Genomic DNA, 22036 nt, shown 5'->3' on the forward strand with positions numbered 1-22036 from the left:
ACCTGATGCATAATTTAACGGTTTGAAATCTAATGAAAAATAAAAAGATAAAATGATCATATTTTAGGCGGCCAACATATTAATTTGGCTGTCTGGAAAGCCTTGATGTAAATCATTTAATACGGCCAAACATTCGGGCGATTGATGTTCATTAAGGCGAAAAGCAGGTATCATGCGCGGATTCATTATCAGAATTATTCCTCATTTTAGCTTGCGGAGTGCTCCCCGTTGATCAGTGTTCTTCTTGTAGATGACCATGAACTGGTACGCGCCGGTATTCGACGCATACTGGAAGATATGAAAGGTCTTGTGGTCGCGGGAGAGGCCTGTTGCGGCGAGGACGCGGTGAAATGGTGCCGATCGCATCAGGTCGACGTGATCCTGATGGATATGAATATGCCCGGCATTGGCGGGCTGGAAGCGACGCGCAAAATCGTGCGCTTCAATCCCGATATCAAAATTATCATGCTGACCATCCACACCGAAAACCCGCTGCCCGCTAAGGTGATGCAGGCGGGCGCGGCAGGTTATCTCAGCAAAGGCGCCGCGCCGCAGGAAGTGGTCAACGCTATCCGCTCCGTACACGCCGGCCAGCGCTACATCGCGTCAGATATCGCCCAGCAGATGGCGCTGAGCCAGATCGAGCCGCAAAAAGCGGAATCGCCCTTCAGCTGTTTGTCGGAAAGGGAATTGCAGATTATGCTGATGATCACCAAAGGGCAAAAGGTGACGGAAATCTCCGAGCAGCTCAATCTCAGTCCTAAAACCGTTAACAGCTACCGTTATCGCATGTTCAGCAAGCTGAACATCAGCGGCGACGTAGAGTTAACGCATCTGGCCATTCGACATGGCCTGTTCAATGCGGAGCCGTTAATCAGTAGTGAGTGAAGTTTTCAACGCCAAAGCCTTTCTCAGCACGGTGACCAGCCAGCCGGGCGTGTACCGTATGTACGACGCCTCGGACACCGTGATCTATGTAGGAAAAGCCAAAGATCTTAAGAAGCGCCTTAGCAGCTACTTTCGCAGCCACGTCGGCAGTCGAAAGACCGAGGTGCTGGTCAGCAACATCCATCATATAGACGTCACCGTTACGCACACTGAAACGGAAGCGCTGCTGCTCGAGCACAACTACATCAAGCTCTATCAGCCGCGCTACAACGTGCTGATGCGCGATGATAAATCCTATCCGTTTATCTTTCTCAGCGGCGATACGCATCCGCGCCTGGCCTACCATCGCGGCGCCAAACACGCGAAAGGCGAATATTTTGGCCCTTTCCCGAACGGCTATGCGGTGCGTGAAACCCTGGCGCTGATGCAAAAAGTCTTTCCGATCCGCCAGTGTGAAAACAGCGTCTACCGCAATCGCTCCCGACCCTGCCTGCAGTATCAGATTGGACGCTGCCTTGGTCCGTGCGTCGCCGGTCTGGTGAGCGAAGAGGAGTATGCGCAGCAGACGGAGTACGTGCGGCTGTTTCTCGCCGGTAAGGATGACCAGGTGCTGAACATGCTGGTGAAGCGCATGGAAGAGGCGAGCATCGGGCTGCGCTTCGAAGAGGCGGCGCGTCTGCGCGACCAGATCCAGGCGGTGCGTCGCATTACGGAAAAGCAGTTCGTCTCCAATCAGGGCGACGATCTGGACGTGGTGGGCGTCGCCTACGACGCCGGCATGGCCTGCCTGCACGTGCTCTTTATTCGTCAGGGCAAAGTGCTGGGCAGCCGCAGCTACTTCCCGAAAGTTCCGGCCGATACCGAGCTGGCGGAAGTGGTGCAGACCTTCGTCGGTCAGTTTTACCTGCAGGGCAGCGAAGCGCGCACCCTGCCGGGCGATATCCTGCTGGACTTCGATCTGCCGGAGCGTGAACTGCTAGCCGCATCGCTGAGCGAGCTGGCGGGGCGCCGCGTGACTATTCAGAGCAAACCGCGCGGCGACCGTGCGCGCTATCTCAAGCTGGCGCGCACCAACGCGGCGACGGCGCTCACCACGCGGTTATCGCAGCACTCCACTATCCAGCAGCGGCTGGCGGCGCTGGCGCAGTTTCTCGAGCTGGACAAAATTAACCGCATGGAGTGCTTCGACATCAGCCACACCATGGGCGAGCAGACCATTGCATCCTGCGTGGTGTTCGATCCCAACGGGCCGCTGCGCAGCGACTACCGGCGCTACAATATCGAAGGCATTACGCCCGGCGATGATTATGCGGCGATGAATCAGGTGCTGCGCCGCCGCTACGGCAAAGCGCTGGAAGAGGACAAAATACCCGACGTCATTCTGATCGACGGCGGCAAAGGGCAGCTGGCGCAGGCGAAGCAGGTGTTTGCCGAGCTGGACGTCGAATGGGATAAATCGCGACCGATTTTACTGGGCGTGGCGAAAGGCAGCGATCGTAAAGCGGGCCTCGAAACGCTCTTCTTTGAAGCGGAAGGCGAGGGCGTTTCGCTGCCGCCGGACTCCGCGGCGCTGCACGTTATTCAGCATATTCGTGACGACGCTCACAATCATGCAATTTCGGGCCACCGTAAAAAACGGGCGAAAGTAAAGAACACCAGCGCGCTGGAGAGCATCGAAGGCATTGGCCCAAAACGCCGCCAGCAGCTGCTTAAGTATATGGGCGGCCTGCAACCTTTGATGAACGCCACGGTTGAAGAGATCGCCAATGTGCCCGGCATTTCGTTCGCGCTGGCGGAAAAAATATACCATTCGCTAAAACACTAGCATTGAAACAGGTGAGGCAATGTAGGAACATAGGGGAAATTCTACCCATTCCAGACAGTTACCGGCATATGCAATTTAACATTCCGACGTGTCTCACCCTGTTTCGAGTCGTCCTGATCCCCTTCTTCGTGCTGGCTTTCTATCTGCCGTTCTACTGGGCGCCGTTCGCCACCGCCCTGATCTTCGTGGTCGCTGCGGTAACAGACTGGTTCGACGGATTTCTCGCCCGTCGCTGGAAGCAAACCACGCGCTTCGGCGCCTTCCTCGACCCGGTAGCCGATAAGGTGATGGTGGCGATTGCGCTGGTCCTGGTGGCGGAATACTTTCACTCGTGGTGGATTACTCTGCCGGCCGCGACCATGATCGCGCGCGAAATTATTATTTCCGCGCTGCGCGAGTGGATGGCGGAAATCGGCAAGCGCAGCAGCGTCTCCGTCTCCTGGATCGGCAAGGTGAAAACCACGGCGCAGATGCTCTCGCTGGTGGCGCTGCTGTGGCGTCCCGACACCACGGTAATCGCCGTGGGCGTGGTGGCGCTTTATATTGCCGCCGTGCTGACATTCTGGTCGATGTTTCAGTATTTAAGCGCTGCGCGCGGCGATCTGCTCGATAGCTGATCGAAGCGACTTAAAAAGCAGCAAACGGACGCACTGTGAAGATAATTCTGTTGACTCAGTGCGTCAGGTCAGTAGAATGCATCGCATCGAACGGCGGCAAGCCCGCCAGAAGATAAGCAAAATCAGCAAGTTCCATTAGATTGCTGAACAATGCGGGAATAGCTCAGTTGGTAGAGCACGACCTTGCCAAGGTCGGGGTCGCGAGTTCGAGTCTCGTTTCCCGCTCCAGATTTGCAGGTCAGGATCCCCTGACGGCACAGCGGATAAAGGCGCGTTGGCAGAGTGGCCATGCAGCGGATTGCAAATCCGTCCACCTCGGTTCGACTCCGGGACGCGCCTCCACTTTACACCCTGCCCGGGTGGTGAAATCGGTAGACACAAGGGATTTAAAATCCCTCGGCTTATGGTCGTGCGGGTTCAAGTCCCGCCCCGGGCACCATCTCTATCGATTAAAAAAACCAAATTAAAACAAAGCAGTAGTAAGCAATGTCGTGACCGCCTTCAGGGCGGTTTTTTTGTGCGTTGCGCTCCCTTCCTGATACCCCTTCCTGATATTACTTGCGGCTTTTTGTCCATTCACGGCCGGGAGTACCACAGTTTTACGATCGTATATCACTGTTTGCTCCTCTCCTGACGTTCTCTTTGTCCTTTTGAGATGGTGCGCTCTGTACGTGGCCTGCAGCGGACAATTATCCGGCTGGCAGAGGTACAGTCGCGCGGCTGCGTCAGGCGAGGTCAGCAGGGGCGCTTCACCATGACCTCGGTCAATGCCGTCAAACAATCAATCCCTGTCAGAAGCAGCAAACCGCAAGTCGGTTTCTGCTCATCGTCACCAGGATGCCTCAACTGTTACATAACAGGGTCTCAGCAGGCCGAAATAGCCGTGCGTTCAGACTATCTGAGGCTGAGTCAACCAGAGTCACCGGTTTATCTATAAAACGGCAAAACCGCTGTTTTCAGAAACCTAAATTTTTTTCCATCCGGTTGAGGTCAGGTTGATATTCAGTGGCGCGATAAAAGCAGCGATTGTGCGCCTTATTTAAAGAAATGCGATCGCAGTCGATGTTATTTATTGCGCTAATCGACCAAACGCCTCAATCAAATTAAACGCCTGGTAAACATCCTCATTGTTTTATACCGGTGATTAACTTTCTCTGTGGCAGGTTGTGAACAAATTATGAACACTCCAGGTTATTTTTTTCACATTTTAAAACACACCGGCACCGGGAAATTCTCTTAAAACTCAGCGCTGTTGCGTAATCTTATTACGAAATTGTTTGCTTTTAGCAAATGACCTGCCCATTTAGATAGCCTTAGCCTATCGTTTGAGTTTTCATGATAGGTATATTCCCGATTGCAGGCTAATTCGGATTATTCTATAAAGTGCCCACGAAATGTGAGAATGATCACATACAAATGGATGTTGAAATGAAGAACTGTCGCTTTTGTTACGGCCTGGCGCGGTAAGAGAGGGCCAGCCAGACTAAAGCGGGAATGTTACTACAGCAACATCCTGATAAGAGGAGCATATGATGCCTGCACATCTTTCACACCTGACAGTCGCTAGCGCACAGTTATGTGACCACCTTTACACTGCTTTAGCGCCGTATGATTTTACTGAATCATAACATGCGGCCTGCTTATTCAGACTTCAATGCCGCCCCGCGCTAATGAAATTTAGCAGGAATATAAAGAGCGAGCCTGAATAAACAGAATAAAGCAGTCACTTATTTAACGGCATCCAGAAAGCTAACGATTATTTAAAATAATCGGTCATTTCTTTCATTTTTTTCAGCATGGAAGGCGTTCTGATATGCGCAGCAAAGACATATCACCGGTAAGCAGTTTTAATTAACTGTTTGTTGTTAAAGAACTTTCCAGGAAATTGAATATGAAAACCCTCATGAAATCTTTTTTCGTTTCTGCGGCACTGGCCACCGCGTTTATTAGCTTTTATAGCGCAGCTGACAATCAAAATATTGTCACAACAACAAAAGAGTTTCGCTTAAAACTGAGCGAAACGCGCATGATTTATAATCCAGCCTCCAGCGGGGCGGCGCTGTCGGTAACCAATCCGCAAAGCTATCCCATTCTGGTGCAGGGTAAAGTTTTTGCTGAAGATAAGAAAACACCCGCCCCCTTTATTGTGACGCCGCCGCTTTCACGCCTCGAAGCGCAGCAGCAGAGTCGTCTGCGCGTGATTCGCACGGGCGGCAGCGTCAGTAACGATCGCGAAACCCTGCAGTGGCTTTGCGTGGGCGGTATTCCGCCCAAAGATACCGATGTATGGGCAGATAAAAATGGTCAAAGCGCCGGGAATAATGCGGTAAACCTCCACCTGGAAGTCAGCGCTCATCAGTGCATTAAATTGCTGGTACGTCCTTCCGGCATTCACGGCAGCATGTTAGATGCCGCAAACAGCCTGAAATGGCAGCGGCAGGGCAATACGCTGACCGTCACTAATCCCTCCCCGTTCTATATCAATCTGCTGACAGTGAATGCAGGCGGAAAAGAGATTGCGAACCCGGACTACATTGCGCCTTTTGCTTCGCAACATTTTTCGCTCCCCGCCGGTGCCGCCGGACAGGTTCAGTGGAAAGTGATTACTGATGAAGGAGGCGAAAGCCAGCTGTTTCACAGTGCGCTTTAACTCCTCTCATTATTAAGAACGGATATTCATCATGCAATTCAGGCTTACAACGATAGCAATGGCCATAGGCTCAGCCCTGTTCTCCATGACGGTAGCCGCGCAAACATGGACGTTTGATGCTTCCCAGCTGGATGGTGACGTCAGCGCAGCCGATATGGCGCTGATTAACCAGGGCGGCGAACTGCCCGGCACCTACCGTGTCGATATTGTGCTCAACGGCGACGTAGTGGACTCGGGTGATGTGCTCTTTCGCCAGGTCAAAACCAGTGCGGGCGAACCTGAATTGCAACCCTGCCTGAGTCGCGCGCAGCTCGCACGCTACGGGATTAAAGTCGATGCTTATCCAGGGCTGAAAAGCGGGGCGGACGATGCGTGCGTTTCACTGAGCGCGATACCCCAGGCGCAGGCAACATTTAACTTCAGCCAGCAGCAGCTGCTGCTGTCGGTGCCGCAGGCGGCGCTGCTAAATGTAAGCAACGATATTGCGCCACGCAGTCAGTGGGATGATGGATTGCCGGCAGTTTTGCTCAACTATCAGATCAGCCATACCAGCACGACGTCACGCGGCACTGGGGGCAGCGACGATCAATCCAACTATGTCGAACTGGAACCGGGCGCCAACTTCGGCCCGTGGCGGCTGCGTAACGTCACCAGCTGGCAAAAAGATCGCGGTCAGCCGGGCCGCTGGCAGAGCGCCTATACCTATGTAGATCGCGGCCTCTACGGCATGCAGAGCCGTCTGACATTAGGTGAACGCTTCACGCCGTCTGACGTGTTCGACAGCGTGCCGTTTCGCGGCGTGATGCTGGCGACCGACGAAAGCATGATGCCCGCTTCGCAGCGCGGCTACTCGCCGATCGTGCGGGGTATCGCACGCACGCAGGCCCGGGTCGAGGTAAAACAGAACGGCTATACCCTCTATAACGCCACCGTGGCGCCCGGTCCGTTCGCGCTGGATAACCTGGCGGTAGCGGGTACGGGCGGCGATTTGCAGGTCACCGTCTGGGAAACAGACGGCAATCCGCAGGTGTTTACCGTGCCTTATCAGACGCCCGCCGTGGCGCTGCATGAGGGCCATATGATCTATAACCTGATGAGTGGTCAATACCGCGCCGCCAGCAGCGACGTAAAAGCGGCCACGGTGGCGCAGGCAACCCTGATGTACGGCTTGCCGGGTAACCTGACCCTTTATGGCGGTACGCAGTGGGCGCAGCACTATCAGGCCATTTCAGCAGGACTCGGGCTTTCGCTGGGTTACCTGGGGGCCATCTCGGTTGATGGCACTGGCTCCAGCGGTCAGCGTCGTGGAATGGCGAGTGAAAAAGGCGCCAGCTGGCGCATGCGCTACAGCAAATCGCTGGCGGCGACCAACACCACTTTTGCGCTGACCAGCTATCAGTACGCTAGCTCAAACTACGCCACGATGAGCGATGTGCTGAACAGCTACGGGCGAGAGGGATCGGCGCAGTTCAGCAGCAGCGATAAACGTCAGTCTCGCACCACAATTTCGCTCAGCCAGCCGCTGGGCGAGCTGGGAAGTATCAGCCTGAGTGGTTCACGCGACACCTATCGCAATCAGGGTGCCAGCGAATCCTTTAGCGCGGCCTACAGCGTGGTGATGCATGGCGTCAGTGTGGGGCTTAACTGGTCGCAAAACAGCACGCACTACAGCAGCGATAAGCAGCACGATCGCATTGTCAGCCTGATGGTCAGCCTGCCGCTGGATCGCTGGCTGAACGGCTCGGCCAGGGCGAACTATCAATACACCTCGCCTTCAAAAGGAGGCGACAGCCAGCAGCTGGGTGTTAGCGGCCAGGCGTTCGACCAGCAACTTCAGTGGAATGTCAGCCAGCGCTACCGTTCATCTGCCAGCGCAAGCGACAGAAATAACAGCGCCATGCAGCTCGGCTGGAACGGGCGCTACGGACAAATCAACGGCAGCTATAGCTACAGCCCGACGTCGCAGCAAACCGGCATCGATGTTGCGGGCGGTATGGTGCTGACACGTGACGGCCTGACGCTGGGTCAGCCGATAGAGGGCACCGTTGCGCTGGTTGAAGCGCCGGGCGCCAGCGGCGTTCCCGCCGGTGGCTGGAGCGGCGTAAAAACCGACTATCGCGGCTATACCACCGTTTCATCGCTGCAACCCTATCAGCGTAATACGGTAAGCCTCGACTCTTCGCAGCTGGCGACGGACGCTGAAATTACGCAAACCGACGTTACCGTCGTCCCCACGGAAGGCGCCGTGGTCGCGGCCTCGTTCCATACCCATATTGGCGCGCGCGCGATGATAACGCTGACGCGCGCCAACGGTAGCGCAATGCCTTTCGGCAGTATGGTGACCGTTGTCAATCAACAGAGTGCCGACAGCGGCATCGTGGGTGAAAAGGGAGAGGTCTATCTGTCCGGTCTGGCGCCTAAAGGGAAACTGATCGTGAAATGGGGCCAGAGCGCAAATGAACAGTGTCAGGCTGATTATCATCTTTCCGCGAAAAGCGGCGCTGCGGGTATTTATCTGGCTCAGGCGATCTGTCGTTAAACCCGAAGTAACAGGAGAACAGAAATGAATAAAACCGTGATGAGTTTACTGGCCAGCCTGCTTTTATTTACCGGCGCTGGGGGAAATATGGCGACAGCGGCAGAAGCGCCACAGCTGATGCTGCAAATGAAGCAGAGTTTGCTGGCGGGTAATATTAAGGATGGGATGCGGCTTGGTCAGGGCATGATTATCAGTCACAGCGAACATGCTGGCTTCTCAATATGGAGTGACAAAACTTCCGCTGCCCTGCGCGCTGGCCATTTTCTGCTGCGGGGGAAAAGAGAGGCTGCACATATATTGAAAGTGCGTCTGGAGCCTAAAGGCATTAACGCTGCGGAAACGCCCGACGGTCAGGGGATGCATTTTAATACCAGCGATACCAGAGTGAGCTTCAATATTATTGCTGATGGCGACCAGTCGCCGCAGGCCGATAGCTACACGCTGGATATTAATGCTGCTCTGGTGGGGATGTAATTTTCGATATTGTTCTGATGGATGCTTGATTGTTATTTAATCTCTGTTTATTGAGTTAAATAAAGTCCCGATAGATAATATTTTTATAGCAAGTTTTCTCTTTCATATTTAATTAAAAGGTGTTGTCATGATTACGTTAAATAAATTACTGCTGGCTTCTGCTGTAGCGGCCACAATGGTAACCGGTTTTGCTCATGCGGCTTCCGCACCTGTTGCGGGTAACGGCGTCGCGGCATCAGCGGATGTGGTATTCTCCGAGCCGGATCAGATTTCCCATACGCTGACGCCGGTAGCGAATCTGTTTGCTGGTGAGCATCAGGATCTAGAAAAAATTGCGGATGGCGTTGTACATTCACTGGACGGCGTCGCGCATCTCTATGTCGTGCGTTTTACCGGCGCCAGCTCATACAGCTCGGGCTATGCTGATATCCCCAGCGCAATTTATCCGGGTAAAAATAATCCAGACAATACCATTAATGTTGAGTTTGGCCTGAAAAACATAGCGACCAATAACAGCGCTAATCAGTATATGGACTCAACCAATCATGGCCTGGTACTTTATGGTCGTCAGGGCATACCTGCGGCGGCGAAAACAGTTAACTATGAAATTATTCTGAATAAAAAGCAGACGATTAAGGCTGACACTTACACTATTTCAACCGTTGCCTATGAGTATGCTGGCTAAGTCTTTTTATCCTGACAGCGCTGCTGTCTGTTAAATTAACGTCAGTAATTAAAAAAGTGGCCTCTTTATTTATATAGAGGATTATTTTTTTAATTTAACCAAAAGGTTTCATCATGATTAGCTTCAATAAATTTTTCCTGGCCTCTGCGGTAGCGGCCACAATGCTAACCGGTTTTGCTCATGCGGCTTCCGCGCCGGTTGCGGGCGACGGCGTTGCGGCATCAGCGGATGTAGTATTTTCCGAACCGGATCAGATTACCCATACGCTGACGCCGGTGGCGAATCTGTTTGCTGGCCCGCACAAAAAGATGGATAAAGTTGCGCACGGCGTGGTTCACACGCTTGACGGGCACGCGCACAATTATGTGGTGCGTTTTACCGGAGCCGCTTCTTTTTCCAAGGGATATTATGATATGCCAAGTGCAGTCTATACAGGAAGAAATAACTCAAGCAATACAATTAATGTTCAGTTTGCGACGAAAAATCTGGAGCAGTTTGCTGTGCAACAATACATGGACTCAAATAATCACGGCATCGTTTTGACTAATGAAATGTCAAAAGGTATTAACGATCTGGTTCCGGTAAAAACAGCAAACTATGATATTTCGCTAGCAGCCGATCAGGACGTTAAAGCCGATACCTATACTATTTCCACCATCGCCTATGAATATGCGGGGTAAGCGCTACGCGGTTTGACAGCGATTCAACATAAAACCCCGGCTAAAGCTGTTCAGCTGGCCGGGATAGCCGCTTAGTCCGCGCTGAAAATCGCAGTTGTCTGTTTAGTAACGACAGTAAGTAAAAGTGATAACTGTATTTAGAGAATGATTATCTTTTATTTATTAATTTAACCAAAAGGTTTAATTATGATTCACTTCAATAAATTTTTCCTCGCCTCTGCGGCAGCGGCCACAATGGTAACCGGTTTTGCTCATGCGGCTTCCGCGCCGGTTGCAGGCGACGGCGTCGCAGCATCAGCGGATGTGGTATTTTCTGAGCCGGATCAAATTTCCCATACGCTGACGCCGGTGGCAAATCTGTTTGCTGGCCAGCACAAAATGATGGATAAAGTTGCGCACGGCATGATTCACTCGCTTGACGGGCACGCGCACAATTATGTGGTGCGTTTTACCGGAGCCGATTCTTTATCCATAGCAGACTGGTATTTTATGCCAAGCGCAGTATATAAAGGGAAAAATAATCCAGAAAATACTATTAATGTCATGTTTACGATTAAATACCTGGATAGTTATGCTATACAACAATATATGGACACAGATAATTATGGGGTCGTTTTGACTAATGAAATGTCAAAAGATTTCGGCGATCTGGTGCCGGTTAAAACAGTAAACTATGATATCTCGCTAGCAACCGATCAGGACGTTAAAGCCGATACCTATACTATCTCTACCATCGCCTATGAATATGCGGGTTAATGCTCTTGCGTCTTAACTTACCCTAAAGGTGATGAGTGACGCTGTTTGACAGGCCCCGCGCAGTCGGGGCCTTGTTATGCCTGAACTAGCCCAGCCTGCCGCTTAGACGCTGATGAAAATCACTGCTGCGGGTATCCAGGCCAACAATTGTTACCTGCGCGCCGTGACGCTGATAGCGATAGGCAATGCCGTCAAGCGCCGCTACCGAAGAGGCGTCCCATATCTGCGCGTGCGTCAGATCGATCGTTACCAGTTTAGGATCGTGCCCATAGTCAAAGTGCTCAAACAGATCGTTGCTGCTGGCGAAAAAGAGCGGCCCGCGCACCCTGTAGTGCACCGAGTGGCCATCAGGGCTGAGCTGGCGCTCGGCATGAATAACATGCGCGATACGGCGCGCAAACAGCATCATGGCGGCGATCACGCCCGCCAGCACGCCGAGCGCCAGGTTGCCGGTCCAGACCGTAACGACAATGGTCAGCGCCATCACCAGCGTCTCCGACCAGGGCATGCGTTTCAGCGTAGCGGGTTGCAGGCTATGCCAGTTCACCGTTTTCACCGCGACCACCATCATGATGCCCGCCAGCACCACCATCGGGATCTGCGCCATTACGGCGCTCAGGCCGGTCACCAGCAACAGCAGCACCAGCCCGGCGACCAGCGTTGAGACGCGCGTGCGCGCCTTGCCCAGCTCGACGTTAACGATGGTCTGGCCGATCATCGCGCAGCCAGCGATGCCGCCGTAAAAGGCGGCGAAAATATTGGCGACGCCGAGTCCCCAGGATTCACGTCGCTTGCTGGATGGCGTATCGGTCAGATCGTCCACCAGCTTGGCGGTGAGCAGCGACTCCATCAGGCCGACAAAGGCGATACTGAGCGCGGTCGGCCAGACAATCTGCAATGTGCTGAAATCAAGCGGCACCTGAAGCGCATTCAGGCCAGGCAAGCCGGCGCTCATTGGGCCTTCGTCGCCCACGTTGGGCACGCGCCAGCCCATCAGCAGCGCGACGGCGGTGACCACCACGATCGCGACCAGCGGCGAAGGCACGCTTTTCAGCAGGCGCGGCAGCAGCAGCACGATCGCCAGCGTCACGGCGAACAGCAGCCACACCAGCGGGCTTTGTCCCCAGACGTGCGGCACCTGCGCGAAGAAGATCAGCACGCCGAGCGCATTGACGAAGCCGAGCATCACCGAGCGCGGAATATAGCGCATCATGCGCGCCAGACCGGCCACGCCGAACAGGATCTGAATCACGCCGCCCAGCACCACGGCGGGCAGAATATATTCCACGCCGTGCGCATGCACCATCGGGCCGATCACCAGCGCGACCGAGCCGGCGGCGGCAGTCACCATCGCCGGACGTCCGCCTAGTATCGAGAGCGTCAGGCAGAGCACCACGGACGCCACCAGGCTGACCCTGGGATCGACGCCAGCGATCACGGAAAAGGAGATGACTTCCGGGATCAGCGCCAGCGCGGTGATCACGCCGGCCAGACACTCGCGGGTGAACAGGGTGGGGGAACGCAGCACGCGACCCACGCTCAGGTCGTTGTCCAGCGATTGGGCAACGTCATCAGGTTGACTCATAAACTTGCAGGCTCTTTTTGATTATTCGCTCTCGCAGCAGAAGCGGAGAGCGCAGGAGAAATTAAGCTGGAGAGGGTACTGTCTGAAAGGAAAATTTGCCAGCGATGGCGTACCGGGCAGGATAACTCCGTCCGTGGAGTCAGGATTACACCGTTAAATCGTCGGGCGTTTTATGCACCACCAGCTCCAGCAGCTGACGATAGATGTCGAGCGTCGCCGGATCCGACTCCAGCTCCAGCCGGTGGATCAGTTTAGCGATAATCGCTTTATTGGTCACAGGATTGCCCGCCTGGAGGATCTCCGCGATGGCTACACCCAGCATTTCCATCTCGCTAGCGCCGTTGTTGGCCGCTGCGCTGAAGCGATCACCCATCTCTTTATCGGTTTGCGAAACAGCGTTTTGCATGTGTCAGCCCTAAAATAGCCCTGGCGTCCAGATTGAATACCAGATCAATTAACGATGAAAATCCCCTTACATGGACAGATGTAAAGGGTGCCAGCTCATCAAAAAAAGGACCTCTGAAGGTGGAAATCCACAGACACCTTCAGAGGCGACGCAAACGCATCATTCGTTACGGAATCGTTATCCGATTCATGGGACGTAAAGTTATACAATGAAGGTGTACAGACACAAGGATAAAATTAGTCAATTTGTGCTATTTGTTAATTATCAAATGCATAAATGTATACGAGGTGAGGCAAAGCTGTACAAGTTGTTTGTACAATGGGACACTTGTACAGCTATGTAGGGTAACGTACGGCGTTTCTGGCCGCGGCTTAGCTAAAAAGCTTTAACTTCGAGGTCAGTTTTCGCACCTGTTGTTTCTCGCCGACCAGCGCCAGACCCAGCAGCCGCCACTCGCTGGCCGGGATCTCGCGCATCGCCGCGCTAAAGGCCGCATAGTCGGTGGTGGTCTGACCCTGCTCAGGAAAGAGCACCAGATCGCACGCCAGCTCGGCGCAGCGGGCGCGCAGCGCGTCCATCTCGGCATGGGTGGCCGCCAGCACCGGAATGCCGACCGGGATAAGGCCGGGATAGCAGCAGGCGTCGGCATCCTGTAACGCTTCGCCGACCAGCGCGGGATGGCGCTGGCCAAGCGTCAGCGCGATGACCGCTGCGGCGTTGGCGGCTTTACCTGGGGCGAGATCGTTTTGCAAAATCATGACGCAACGAGGGTCTTGCATAGCACTTCTCCAGACAGAAAAGGGCATTGTGACCCGGTCTTCAGCCAGCGTCTGGAAGATTTGTGCAGGCCTGTTGATAGCGCGCCGGGGTCAGATGGCAGGCGCGCTTAAACCAGCGGCCCAGGTGGCTTTGATCGGCGAAGCCCAGCGCCGCGGCGACGTCGGCGGCAGGGACGCCCGCCGCCAGCTGGCGACGGGCCTGGGATAAGCGCCACTGCACCAGCCAGGCGTGCGGCGGCAAGCCCCACTGCGCCTGAAACAGGCGCGAAAGGCGAAAGCGATCCACCTGCAGCGCCTCGGCCATCGCCTGTAAACCTGGATTAAGCGCGTGATGGGCGATAAGCCAGTCGCGCGCCTGCTGCGCCAGCCGACGATCGCTATCCGCCGCGCGCGGCTCGCTGCGCCATAGCGGATGCTGACTCAGCTGCAGGAACAGGCGGTCGAGCGTCGCCTCTTTGATCAATGCCGGGTGGTCGTGCCACAGCGCGTCGAAACAGTGCCAGACAGCCCAGGCGAGCGCCTGGTCGTCGCGCAGCGTGGCGGCGAAGCGGAGTTCGCCGCCGTGGCCACTGGTGCAGAGCGGCGTCAGCTGCTGCGCGATCTGCTGCGGCGAGAGATAGAGCATACGATAGGTAAAGCCCTGCGCATCCACCGCGTCGCCGTCGTGCAGCTCTTCCGGCTCCAGCATAAATACCGTGCCGGGGCGGCTGCGATGCTGTTTACGGCGCGAGTGAAACTGCTGCACGCCTTGCTCCGTCACGCCGATCAGATAGCTGTCGTGCCAGTGGGGATCGTAGGCGTGGCCGGTGAAATGCGCGCGGATGGTCTCTATGCCGTGCAAGGCGTCGCGGCGCAGATCGATCCAGTTGCTGTTGCGATGGGACATAGTAGCTCCAGTTTTACCCCGTCTGGGTAGTAATATGACTTTAAAACCCGACGACACACGCGTCATTTTTTAACGCCCTGTGCTATTTTCATTAGCAATTTGCTCGGCGTATAATAACGCACTCATTTAGTTAGGACTCTAATAATCAGGTCGCTACGCTTTGACTCTGCACTATAAAACCTTTACCCATTTACTCTACCAGACCGCGCACGCGTGGCGGCTGGCCGTTGATCGTCACCTTAAACACAGCGGCCTGAGCATGAGCAGCTGGATGGCGATCGGCCTTATCGCCAGCGAAACGCGGCCGCTGACTCAGACGGAACTGGCGCAGATGCTCGGTCTGGAAGACGCCAGCATGGTGCCGCTTATCGACCGCCTGGTGAAACAGGAGCTGCTGACGCGCGTGCAGCCGCCGGAAGATCGCCGCAAGCGCCATCTGGTGCTGACGGAAAAGGGCAATCAGGCTTTCGCCTTAGTGAAAAACGAGGCGGACGCGCTGCGCGCTGAACTGCTCGGCGATATCGATCCGCAGGCGCTGGCGACGACGGAGCAGGTGCTGCAACAGCTGCTGACGCGTATGGGAAATATGTAGCGGTGGCGCGACGCAATCCCTATGCGCAGCGCGAATGGTTGCCGCATGAAAAACCCATGCTGCCGGGATCGCCCTCGACCCCGATTCATTCGCCGCCCAAACGGATTGCCTTTGGCCTGATCGGCCTGCTTATCTCGCTTACCGGCGCGCTTAGCAACGCGCTGGTTACCGCCAATCTCACCAACCTTCAGGGCACGTTCGGCGCCTACTCTAACGAAATCGCCTGGCTGCCCGCCGTCTACGTGATGGGCAATATCTCCATAAACCTGCTGCTGGTGAAGTTTCGTCAGCAGTTTGGCCTGCGCGTCTTTACAGAGGCTTTTCTGGTGCTCTACGTGCTGGTGGCCTTTTTCCATCTCTTCGCCAACGATCTCAGCTCGGCGATCATCGTGCGCACCGCCCACGGCATGGCGGGCGCGGCGCTCAGTTCGCTGGGGATCTACTACCAGGTGCAGGCGTGGCCGGCAAAGCACCGGCTAAAGGCGCTGGTGATCGGCCTGACCGTCTCGCAGTTCGCCATTCCGATGGCGCGGCTTTTTTCGTCCGAACTGCTGCAGCTGGAAGAGTGGCGCGGGCTCTATCTGTTTGAGCTGGGTCTGGCGATGATCGCGCTGGGCTGCGTGCTGGTGGTGAAGCTGCCGCCGGGCGATCGCATCAAGGCGTTTGAAAAGCTCGATTTCGTCACCTTTATGCTGCTGGCGCCGGGCATGGCGCTGCTTTGCGGCGTGCTGTCGCTGGGGCGCATCGAATGGTGGTTCACCACGCCCTGGCTCGGCGTCTGCCTGGCGATCGCGCTGGTGCTGATCGTCGCGGCGATCGTTATTGAGCACAACCGGAAAAATCCGCTGATCAACACGCGCTGGCTCAGCAGCGGCAACATGGTGCGTCTCGGCATCGTGATGATTATGATACGCATCGTGCTGGCGGAGCAGAACACCGGCGCGGTGGGCTTTTTGCAGCAGCTGGGGCTGCTCAACGATCAGATGCGCGGCCTGTCGCTGGCGATTATCGGCGGCATGACGCTCGGCATCGCCACCAGCGCGCTGACCATCCGTCCCGCGCACCTTAACTGGCCGATCGTCACCTCGCTGGCGGTGATGATCGTCGCGTCGTTGATGGATGCGCAGGCCAGCCCGGTCACCCGCGCCAACAATATGTATCTCAGCCAGTTCCTGCTCGGCTTCAGCAGCACCTTTTTTATGGCGCCCGCGATGCTGATCGGCATCGGCAGCGTGGTGACGCAGCCGAAAAATCTGGTGAGCTTCGTGGTGCTGTTCGGCATGAGCCAGAACCTCGGCGGCCTGATCGGCTCCGCCATTCTCGGCACCTTTCAGGTCTGGCGCGAGAAGTACCACTCCAGCCTGATCGGGGATCAGCTCTCGCTGCTCGATCCCAACGTGACGGAGCGCCTCAGCCAGTACGGCGCGCTGTTCAACAGCCAGCTGGCCGATCCTGCGCTGCTGAGCGCGCAAAGCAGCAGCCAGCTGCAGGTGGTGGCGACGCTGCAGGCGAACGTGCTGGCCTATAACGATACCTATTTACTGACGGCGGCGCTGGCGCTCATCACCCTGATGTGGGCGCTGTGGCGTCTCTCCCGTCAGCAATACCTCAACTGGCGACAGGCGCGCTTTAATCTGATGGAGCAGCGTCTGGCGGCTGCGTCACAAGAATCTATGGAGTCACGATGAGTCAGCAGGATGAACTTCAGGCAGCGGAGCGCGAGCGCGCCAGTCGCCGGCGCATTCTTTCTATTGCGGCGGGAAGCGGCATCGCCATTCTTGGCGTACTGATTATTTTATACGCCTGGCAGCTCTGGCCCTTCACCAGCGCCATACAGAGCACCGAGAACGCCTATGTGCGCGGTCAGGTGACCTTTATCAGCCCGCAGGTCAATGGCTATCTCACCTCGGTAGAGGTGGTGGATCTTCAGCCGGTGCAAAAAGGGCAGCTGCTGATGACCATCGACGATCGCATCTATCGTCAGCGCGTGCATCAGGCGCAGGCGCAGCTGGCGATGAAGCAGGCGGCGCTCAGTAACAACCTGCAGCAGCGCCGCAGCGCGGAAGCCACCATCGCCAGCAATAAGGCCGCGCTGGAGAACGCCAGAGCCCAGGCGCTGAAGGGGGGCTTCGATCTGAAGCGCGTCGAAAATCTGGCCGCCGACGGCTCGCTCTCGGTACGCGAACGCGATGCGGCGCGCGCCGCCAACGCGCAGGCGCAGGCGGCGGTGCGTCAGGCGGAGGCGCAGATGGCGGTCGCGCAGCAGAATCTGCAAACTGTAATCGTCAATCGCGCCTCGCTGGAAGGCGACGTCGCCAGCGCCCAGGCGGCGCTGGAGCTGGCGCAGATCGATCTCGCCAATACCCGCATCCTGGCCCCGGACGCCGGGCAGCTCGGCCAGCTTTCGGTGCGCAAAGGGGCCTATGTTACGGCGGGCACGCGGCTGACCTCGGTGGTGCCGGACCATAAGTGGATTATCGCCAATATGAAAGAGACGCAGCTGGCGGATATTCGGCCGGGCCTGCCGGCAACCTTCCGGGTCGATGCGCTCAACGGCAAGCGCTATAACGGCCATGTGGAATTTATCTCGCCGGCGGCGGGCTCCGAGTTCAGCGCGATTTCGCCGGATAACGCCACCGGCAACTTCGTCAAAATCGCCCAGCGCATTCCGGTGCGAATCGCCATTGACGCGCAGGATATGCGCGAGCTGCGCCCCGGCATGTCGGTGGAGGTCAGCATCGATACCGCCGCGCAGCCGCGCGACCAGGCGGTGAAGCAATGAGGCGGCTGTTATGCGCCGGTCTGGCGGCGCTCACGCTGTCCGGCTGCGCCACCGAGGTAGAGAAAGCGCCCGCGTCGCTGCCGATCCCGCCGCAGTGGCGTAATCAGGTCGGACCCGCCGCCGCGCCGGAAGCGGAGTGGTGGCGGGCCTTCGGCGACGACAACCTCAACCGGCTGGTGACGCAGGCGCTGCGCAATAACCTCGATATTCTCACCGCGCGTTCGCGCGTCGAGCAGTACCGCGCCGAGCTGCGCGCGGCGCAGGGCGACAACTTCCCGACCCTGAGCGCGGGCGTCGGCGTGACGCATCAGCGCGCGCTCTCCGCCGCTACCGGCCAGCCCTACGAGAGCGCCGTTTATCAGGGGCTGCTTCAGGCGAACTACAATGTCGACCTGTGGGGGGCGCGCAGCAGCAGCATCGCGGCCAGCGAAGCGTCGCTGGAGGCGCAGCGCGCGGCGGCGTCGGCGGCGGAGCTGACCGTCGCCAGCTCGGTCGCGTCGGGCTATCTGAGCCTGGTGGCGCTGGACGAGCAGCTGCGCGTCACCGAGGCGACGCTTGAGACGCGCGGCAATTCGCTGCAGCTGGCGCAGCGCCAGTTCGAAACCGGCTACAGTTCGCGGCTGGAGTGGATGCAGGCGGCGTCCGAGTACCAGACGGCGAAGGCGCAGGTGCCGCAGCTCAGGCATCAGATCGCCCAGCAGGAGAACGCCCTGAGCATTCTGGTAGGGATGAACCCGCGCGAGATCGCGCGTCGCCCGCAGTTCAACCAGATTATGCCGCAGCGGATGCCGCAGCTGCTGCCGTCGCAGCTGCTTAACCGGCGCCCCGATATTGTCGAGGCGCAGCGCCTGCTGCTGGCGGCAGACGCCACGCTCGCCTCGTCGCAGGCGAAGCTGCTGCCGTCGCTTAACCTGACCACGAGCGGCACCCTGCAAAGCAGCGAGCTGCATCAGCTGATCGATAATCCGTTCCGCCTGTGGAGCATCGGCGGCAGCGTGCTGGCGCCGCTGCTGAACCGCGAAGCGCTGACGGCGCAGGTGGACGTGTCGATGGCGGCGCGCAACCAGGCGCTGTACGGCTATGAGAAAGTGGTGCGCAACGCCTTCTCCGAGGTGAACGACGCGATGGACGCCATTCTGCAAGGGCAGGCGCAGCTGGCGGAGCTGCAGAAGCAGGAAGAGTACGTCTCTGAGGCGCTGCGCATCGCCCGCAATCGCTATCAAAACGGTTACGCCTCCTATCTTGACGAGCTGGACGCGCAGCGCACGCTGTTCACAACCCAGCTCAATCTGGTTTCGGTGAAAAACAACCTGCTGCTGGCGCAAATCGCCCTGTATCGCGCGCTGGGCGGCGGCTGGCAGGCGCAGTAGGCCGCTTTCGCGCGGCGGCGCAGGTCGCCGCGTTTTCAGCACGCTGCTTTCCATAAAAGCCCTTCAGCACGCATTCCTTAGACGTTTCTGGCTTATTGGCTGCCAAAATTTCGCTTGCAATAAAAGCAAGGCTGCGCATAATCGCAAACCGTAATAATAATGATTATCAGTAACCTTCTTATTAGGGATCGACTATGCGCCGTTCGCTTTCTTCTCCCGGATGTAAACCGACGCTGCTGGCCTTACTGGTCAGCGCCGGTTGTTTGCCAGTGATGGCTGCTACCAACACCAGTGACACCGCTTCAACCAACAGCGAGCAGACGCTGACCGTCACCGCCGCGCCGCAGAGCGATTTCAAACCCGGCGGCGACCAGCTGGTGCCCGCTTATCTTGATGGACAGGTGGCCCACGGCGGCCGTCTCGGCATGCTGGGCGAACAGAGCGCCATGGAGGTGCCGTTCAACGTTATCGGCTATACCTCGAAGATGATCCAGGATCGGCAGGCGAAAACTATCGCCGACGTGGTGAAAAATGACGCGGGCGTGCAGAGCCTGCAGGGCTACGGCAACTTCGCCGAAACCTATCGCATTCGCGGCTTTACGCTGGACGGCGATGATATGACCTTCGGCGGGCTGCCGGGCGTGGTGCCGCGCCAGGTGATGGACGCGTCGCTGATCGATCGCGTCGAGATCTTTAAAGGCGCCAACGGCCTGCTCAACGGCGCCGCCAGCAGCGGGGTAGGCGGCATGATCAACCTTGAGCCGAAACACGCCGAGGATCTGCCGCTGACGCGCGTCGGCGTCGACTACACCTCGGCCCAGCAGGTCGGCGCGACGACCGATATCAGCCGCCGTTTCGGCGACGAGAACCAGTTCGGCGTGCGCCTGAACGCGGTGCATCGCGAAGGAGAAACCGGCGTCGACGGCGAGCAGAAGCGCACCACCGCCGCCTCCCTTGGGCTGGACTACCGCGGCGAACGCCTGCGCACCTCGCTGGATCTCGGCTATCAGAAAAAGACCTTCCACGATGCTGACAACGGCGTCAACATCAGCGGCATCGACTTTATTCCAGAGCTGCCGTCAAACAGCCACAACTACAGCCAGGACTGGGTCTACAGCGATATCGAGTCAGAGTTCGGCATGGCGCGCGCCGAGTATGACGTGACCGACAGCTGGACGCTCTACGGCGCGGTGGGCGCGCAGCACTCTCACGAGCTGGGCGACTACGCGTCGCCGAAGCTCACCGATGCAGACGGCAACGCGCAAATCGGCCGTCTCGACACCAACCGCATCATCAACAACTTCAGCGGCATGGCCGGGCTGCGCGGCCGCTTCGATACCGGCTTTATCAGCCATAAGGTCAACGTCGGCTATTCCGCCTACACCTCGCGCAACAACACCGCGTGGCGTATGGCCTATGGCGCGAACACCGAGTCGACCAATATCTATCACACCGGCAAGGTGCCGAACCCGACCAATAACCTTAGCGGCGGCGACTACAGCGATCCGCTTACCACCGGGCGCAACCGCACCCAGGGCTATCTGCTGAGCGACACGCTGGGCGTACTGAACGACAGCGTGCAGCTGACTTTAGGCGCGCGCCATCAGAAGGTGGTGGTGCGCAACTACAGCAACGCCACCGGCGCCGAAGATACCTCGAGCCGCTACACCGACAGCCGCTGGATGCCCACCTACGGCATTCTCTATAAACCGCTTGAGTCGGTGGCGCTCTACGCCAACCACACCGAGTCGCTGCAGCCGGGCGAGGTGGCGCCGAACAACGCCACCAACTACGGCACCACCACCGGCATCGCCCATGCGAAGCAGAATGAGGTGGGCGTGAAGGTCGATTTCCAGCGCGTGGGCGGATCGCTGGCGCTGTTCGAGATCAAGAAGCCGTCGGGCATTCTTAACAACGACGGCAGCTATGGCCTGGACGGCGAGCAGCGCAACCGCGGCGTGGAGCTGAATATCTTCGGCGAACCGGTGCTGGGCGTGCGTCTCAACGGCAGCGCAACCTGGATCGATCCAGAGATGACCAAAACCGAAAACGGCACCTATAACGGCAAAGAGGCGATCGGCGTGCCGCGCTATAACGTTGTGCTGGGCGGCGAGTATGACATCAGGCCGGTTGAGGGGCTGACGGCGACGGCGCAGCTGGAGCACTCTGGCGCGCAGTGGGCGGACTCCGCCAATACAAAAAGAATCGACAGCTTTACTACGCTCGATTTAGGCATGCGCTACCGCATGAAGGTCAACGAAAACGATCTGGTATGGCGCGTTGGCCTCGATAACGTCACCAACGAAAAATACTGGTCTTCCGTTGACGGCACCGGCACCTATCTGTTCCGCGGCGATGGCCGCACGCTGAAGGCCGGCGTCAGCTACGACTTCTGACCCGCTAACGGGACGCGTTTCGCGTCCCGTTTTTTTTTGCACAAGAAAAGGCTGGCGAGCGTCCCGGTTTCTATTACACTGGTCGCCGCCGCAAGCCTGCGGCGATCCACCGATTTCCGTTGAGAA

Annotated in this window: 18 protein-coding genes and 3 tRNA genes; 17 read left to right on the plus strand and 4 right to left on the minus strand. The window is 57.2% G+C overall.

Features of this window, described 5'->3' with window-relative positions; genetic code table 11:
* Window positions 1-228 precede the first annotated feature (228 nt).
* From uvrY to AC6I7Z_RS07520, 12 genes are all read left to right on the plus strand, one after another.
* Window positions 229-888, plus strand: a complete 660-nt coding sequence (uvrY, locus tag AC6I7Z_RS07465; RefSeq protein ID WP_048782205.1) for a UvrY/SirA/GacA family response regulator transcription factor — start codon at window positions 229-231, stop codon at window positions 886-888.
* On the plus strand, window positions 881-2713 hold the full coding sequence (gene uvrC, locus AC6I7Z_RS07470; RefSeq protein WP_497813712.1) for an excinuclease ABC subunit UvrC: 1833 nt from the start codon (window positions 881-883) through the stop codon (window positions 2711-2713). The genes uvrY and uvrC overlap by 8 nt, the downstream gene beginning before the upstream one ends.
* 68 nt (window positions 2714-2781) lie before the next feature.
* Window positions 2782-3330 (plus strand): CDP-diacylglycerol--glycerol-3-phosphate 3-phosphatidyltransferase, encoded by a 549-nt coding sequence (gene pgsA / locus AC6I7Z_RS07475; protein ID WP_497813713.1) that lies wholly within the window; start codon window positions 2782-2784, stop codon window positions 3328-3330.
* Between the two features lie 152 nt (window positions 3331-3482).
* A tRNA-Gly gene (locus AC6I7Z_RS07480) sits at window positions 3483-3558 on the plus strand.
* Window positions 3559-3598: 40 nt separating this feature from the next.
* A tRNA-Cys gene (locus tag AC6I7Z_RS07485) sits at window positions 3599-3672 on the plus strand.
* An 11-nt stretch (window positions 3673-3683) separates the two neighbouring features.
* A tRNA-Leu gene (locus AC6I7Z_RS07490) sits at window positions 3684-3769 on the plus strand.
* 1452 nt (window positions 3770-5221) lie between these two features.
* Window positions 5222-5980 carry a fimbria/pilus periplasmic chaperone gene (locus tag AC6I7Z_RS07495; protein ID WP_497813714.1) on the plus strand — a complete coding sequence of 253 codons (759 nt, stop codon included), beginning with the start codon at window positions 5222-5224 and terminating at the stop codon, window positions 5978-5980.
* Window positions 5981-6011: 31 nt separating this feature from the next.
* Complete coding sequence (locus tag AC6I7Z_RS07500; RefSeq protein WP_497813715.1) at window positions 6012-8519, plus strand: fimbria/pilus outer membrane usher protein; 2508 nt, start codon at window positions 6012-6014, stop codon at window positions 8517-8519.
* A 24-nt stretch (window positions 8520-8543) separates the two neighbouring features.
* A complete protein-coding gene (afaD, locus tag AC6I7Z_RS07505) occupies window positions 8544-8993 on the plus strand; it encodes an AfaD family invasin (RefSeq protein ID WP_497813716.1) in 450 nt (149 codons plus the stop codon).
* Between the two features lie 127 nt (window positions 8994-9120).
* Window positions 9121-9678 carry a hypothetical protein gene (locus AC6I7Z_RS07510; protein ID WP_497813717.1) on the plus strand — a complete coding sequence of 186 codons (558 nt, stop codon included), beginning with the start codon at window positions 9121-9123 and terminating at the stop codon, window positions 9676-9678.
* A 113-nt stretch (window positions 9679-9791) separates the two neighbouring features.
* The gene (locus AC6I7Z_RS07515; RefSeq protein ID WP_497813718.1) at window positions 9792-10358 is read left to right on the plus strand and encodes a hypothetical protein; all 567 of its coding nucleotides are present in this window, start codon (window positions 9792-9794) and stop codon (window positions 10356-10358) included.
* 186 nt (window positions 10359-10544) lie between these two features.
* Window positions 10545-11114 carry a hypothetical protein gene (locus tag AC6I7Z_RS07520; protein WP_497813719.1) on the plus strand — a complete coding sequence of 190 codons (570 nt, stop codon included), beginning with the start codon at window positions 10545-10547 and terminating at the stop codon, window positions 11112-11114.
* A gap of 85 nt (window positions 11115-11199) precedes the next feature.
* Here the strand turns inward: AC6I7Z_RS07520 and AC6I7Z_RS07525 are convergent, their stop codons facing one another.
* From AC6I7Z_RS07525 to AC6I7Z_RS07540, 4 genes are all read right to left on the minus strand, one after another.
* Window positions 11200-12699, minus strand: a complete 1500-nt coding sequence (locus tag AC6I7Z_RS07525; protein ID WP_497813720.1) for a SulP family inorganic anion transporter — start codon at window positions 12697-12699, stop codon at window positions 11200-11202.
* 145 nt (window positions 12700-12844) lie between these two features.
* Window positions 12845-13105 carry a biofilm/acid-resistance regulator YmgB/AriR gene (locus tag AC6I7Z_RS07530; protein WP_497813721.1) on the minus strand — a complete coding sequence of 87 codons (261 nt, stop codon included), beginning with the start codon at window positions 13103-13105 and terminating at the stop codon, window positions 12845-12847.
* 371 nt (window positions 13106-13476) lie between these two features.
* The gene (locus AC6I7Z_RS07535) at window positions 13477-13884 is read right to left on the minus strand and encodes a DUF2000 domain-containing protein (protein ID WP_033789433.1); all 408 of its coding nucleotides are present in this window, start codon (window positions 13882-13884) and stop codon (window positions 13477-13479) included.
* A 40-nt stretch (window positions 13885-13924) separates the two neighbouring features.
* Window positions 13925-14770, minus strand: coding sequence for an AraC family transcriptional regulator (locus tag AC6I7Z_RS07540; RefSeq protein ID WP_497813722.1), 846 nt, complete (start codon window positions 14768-14770; stop codon window positions 13925-13927).
* A 160-nt stretch (window positions 14771-14930) separates the two neighbouring features.
* Between AC6I7Z_RS07540 and AC6I7Z_RS07545 the strand changes: the two genes are divergently transcribed.
* The 5 genes from AC6I7Z_RS07545 to AC6I7Z_RS07565 all read left to right on the plus strand — a co-directional run bounded on the left by AC6I7Z_RS07545 (window position 14931) and on the right by AC6I7Z_RS07565 (window position 21910).
* Complete coding sequence (locus AC6I7Z_RS07545; protein ID WP_497813723.1) at window positions 14931-15362, plus strand: MarR family winged helix-turn-helix transcriptional regulator; 432 nt, start codon at window positions 14931-14933, stop codon at window positions 15360-15362.
* A 2-nt stretch (window positions 15363-15364) separates the two neighbouring features.
* A complete protein-coding gene (locus AC6I7Z_RS07550) occupies window positions 15365-17050 on the plus strand; it encodes an MFS transporter (RefSeq protein WP_497813724.1) in 1686 nt (561 codons plus the stop codon).
* Window positions 17047-18144 carry an HlyD family secretion protein gene (locus AC6I7Z_RS07555; RefSeq protein WP_497813725.1) on the plus strand — a complete coding sequence of 366 codons (1098 nt, stop codon included), beginning with the start codon at window positions 17047-17049 and terminating at the stop codon, window positions 18142-18144. The genes AC6I7Z_RS07550 and AC6I7Z_RS07555 overlap by 4 nt, the downstream gene beginning before the upstream one ends.
* Window positions 18141-19514, plus strand: coding sequence for an efflux transporter outer membrane subunit (locus tag AC6I7Z_RS07560; RefSeq protein WP_497813726.1), 1374 nt, complete (start codon window positions 18141-18143; stop codon window positions 19512-19514). The genes AC6I7Z_RS07555 and AC6I7Z_RS07560 overlap by 4 nt, the downstream gene beginning before the upstream one ends.
* 194 nt (window positions 19515-19708) lie before the next feature.
* Window positions 19709-21910, plus strand: coding sequence for a TonB-dependent receptor (locus AC6I7Z_RS07565; RefSeq protein WP_497813727.1), 2202 nt, complete (start codon window positions 19709-19711; stop codon window positions 21908-21910).
* Window positions 21911-22036 lie beyond the last annotated feature (126 nt).

It is taken from the genome of Pantoea sp. X-Soil-MYKO-1289 (genome assembly GCF_059730625.1).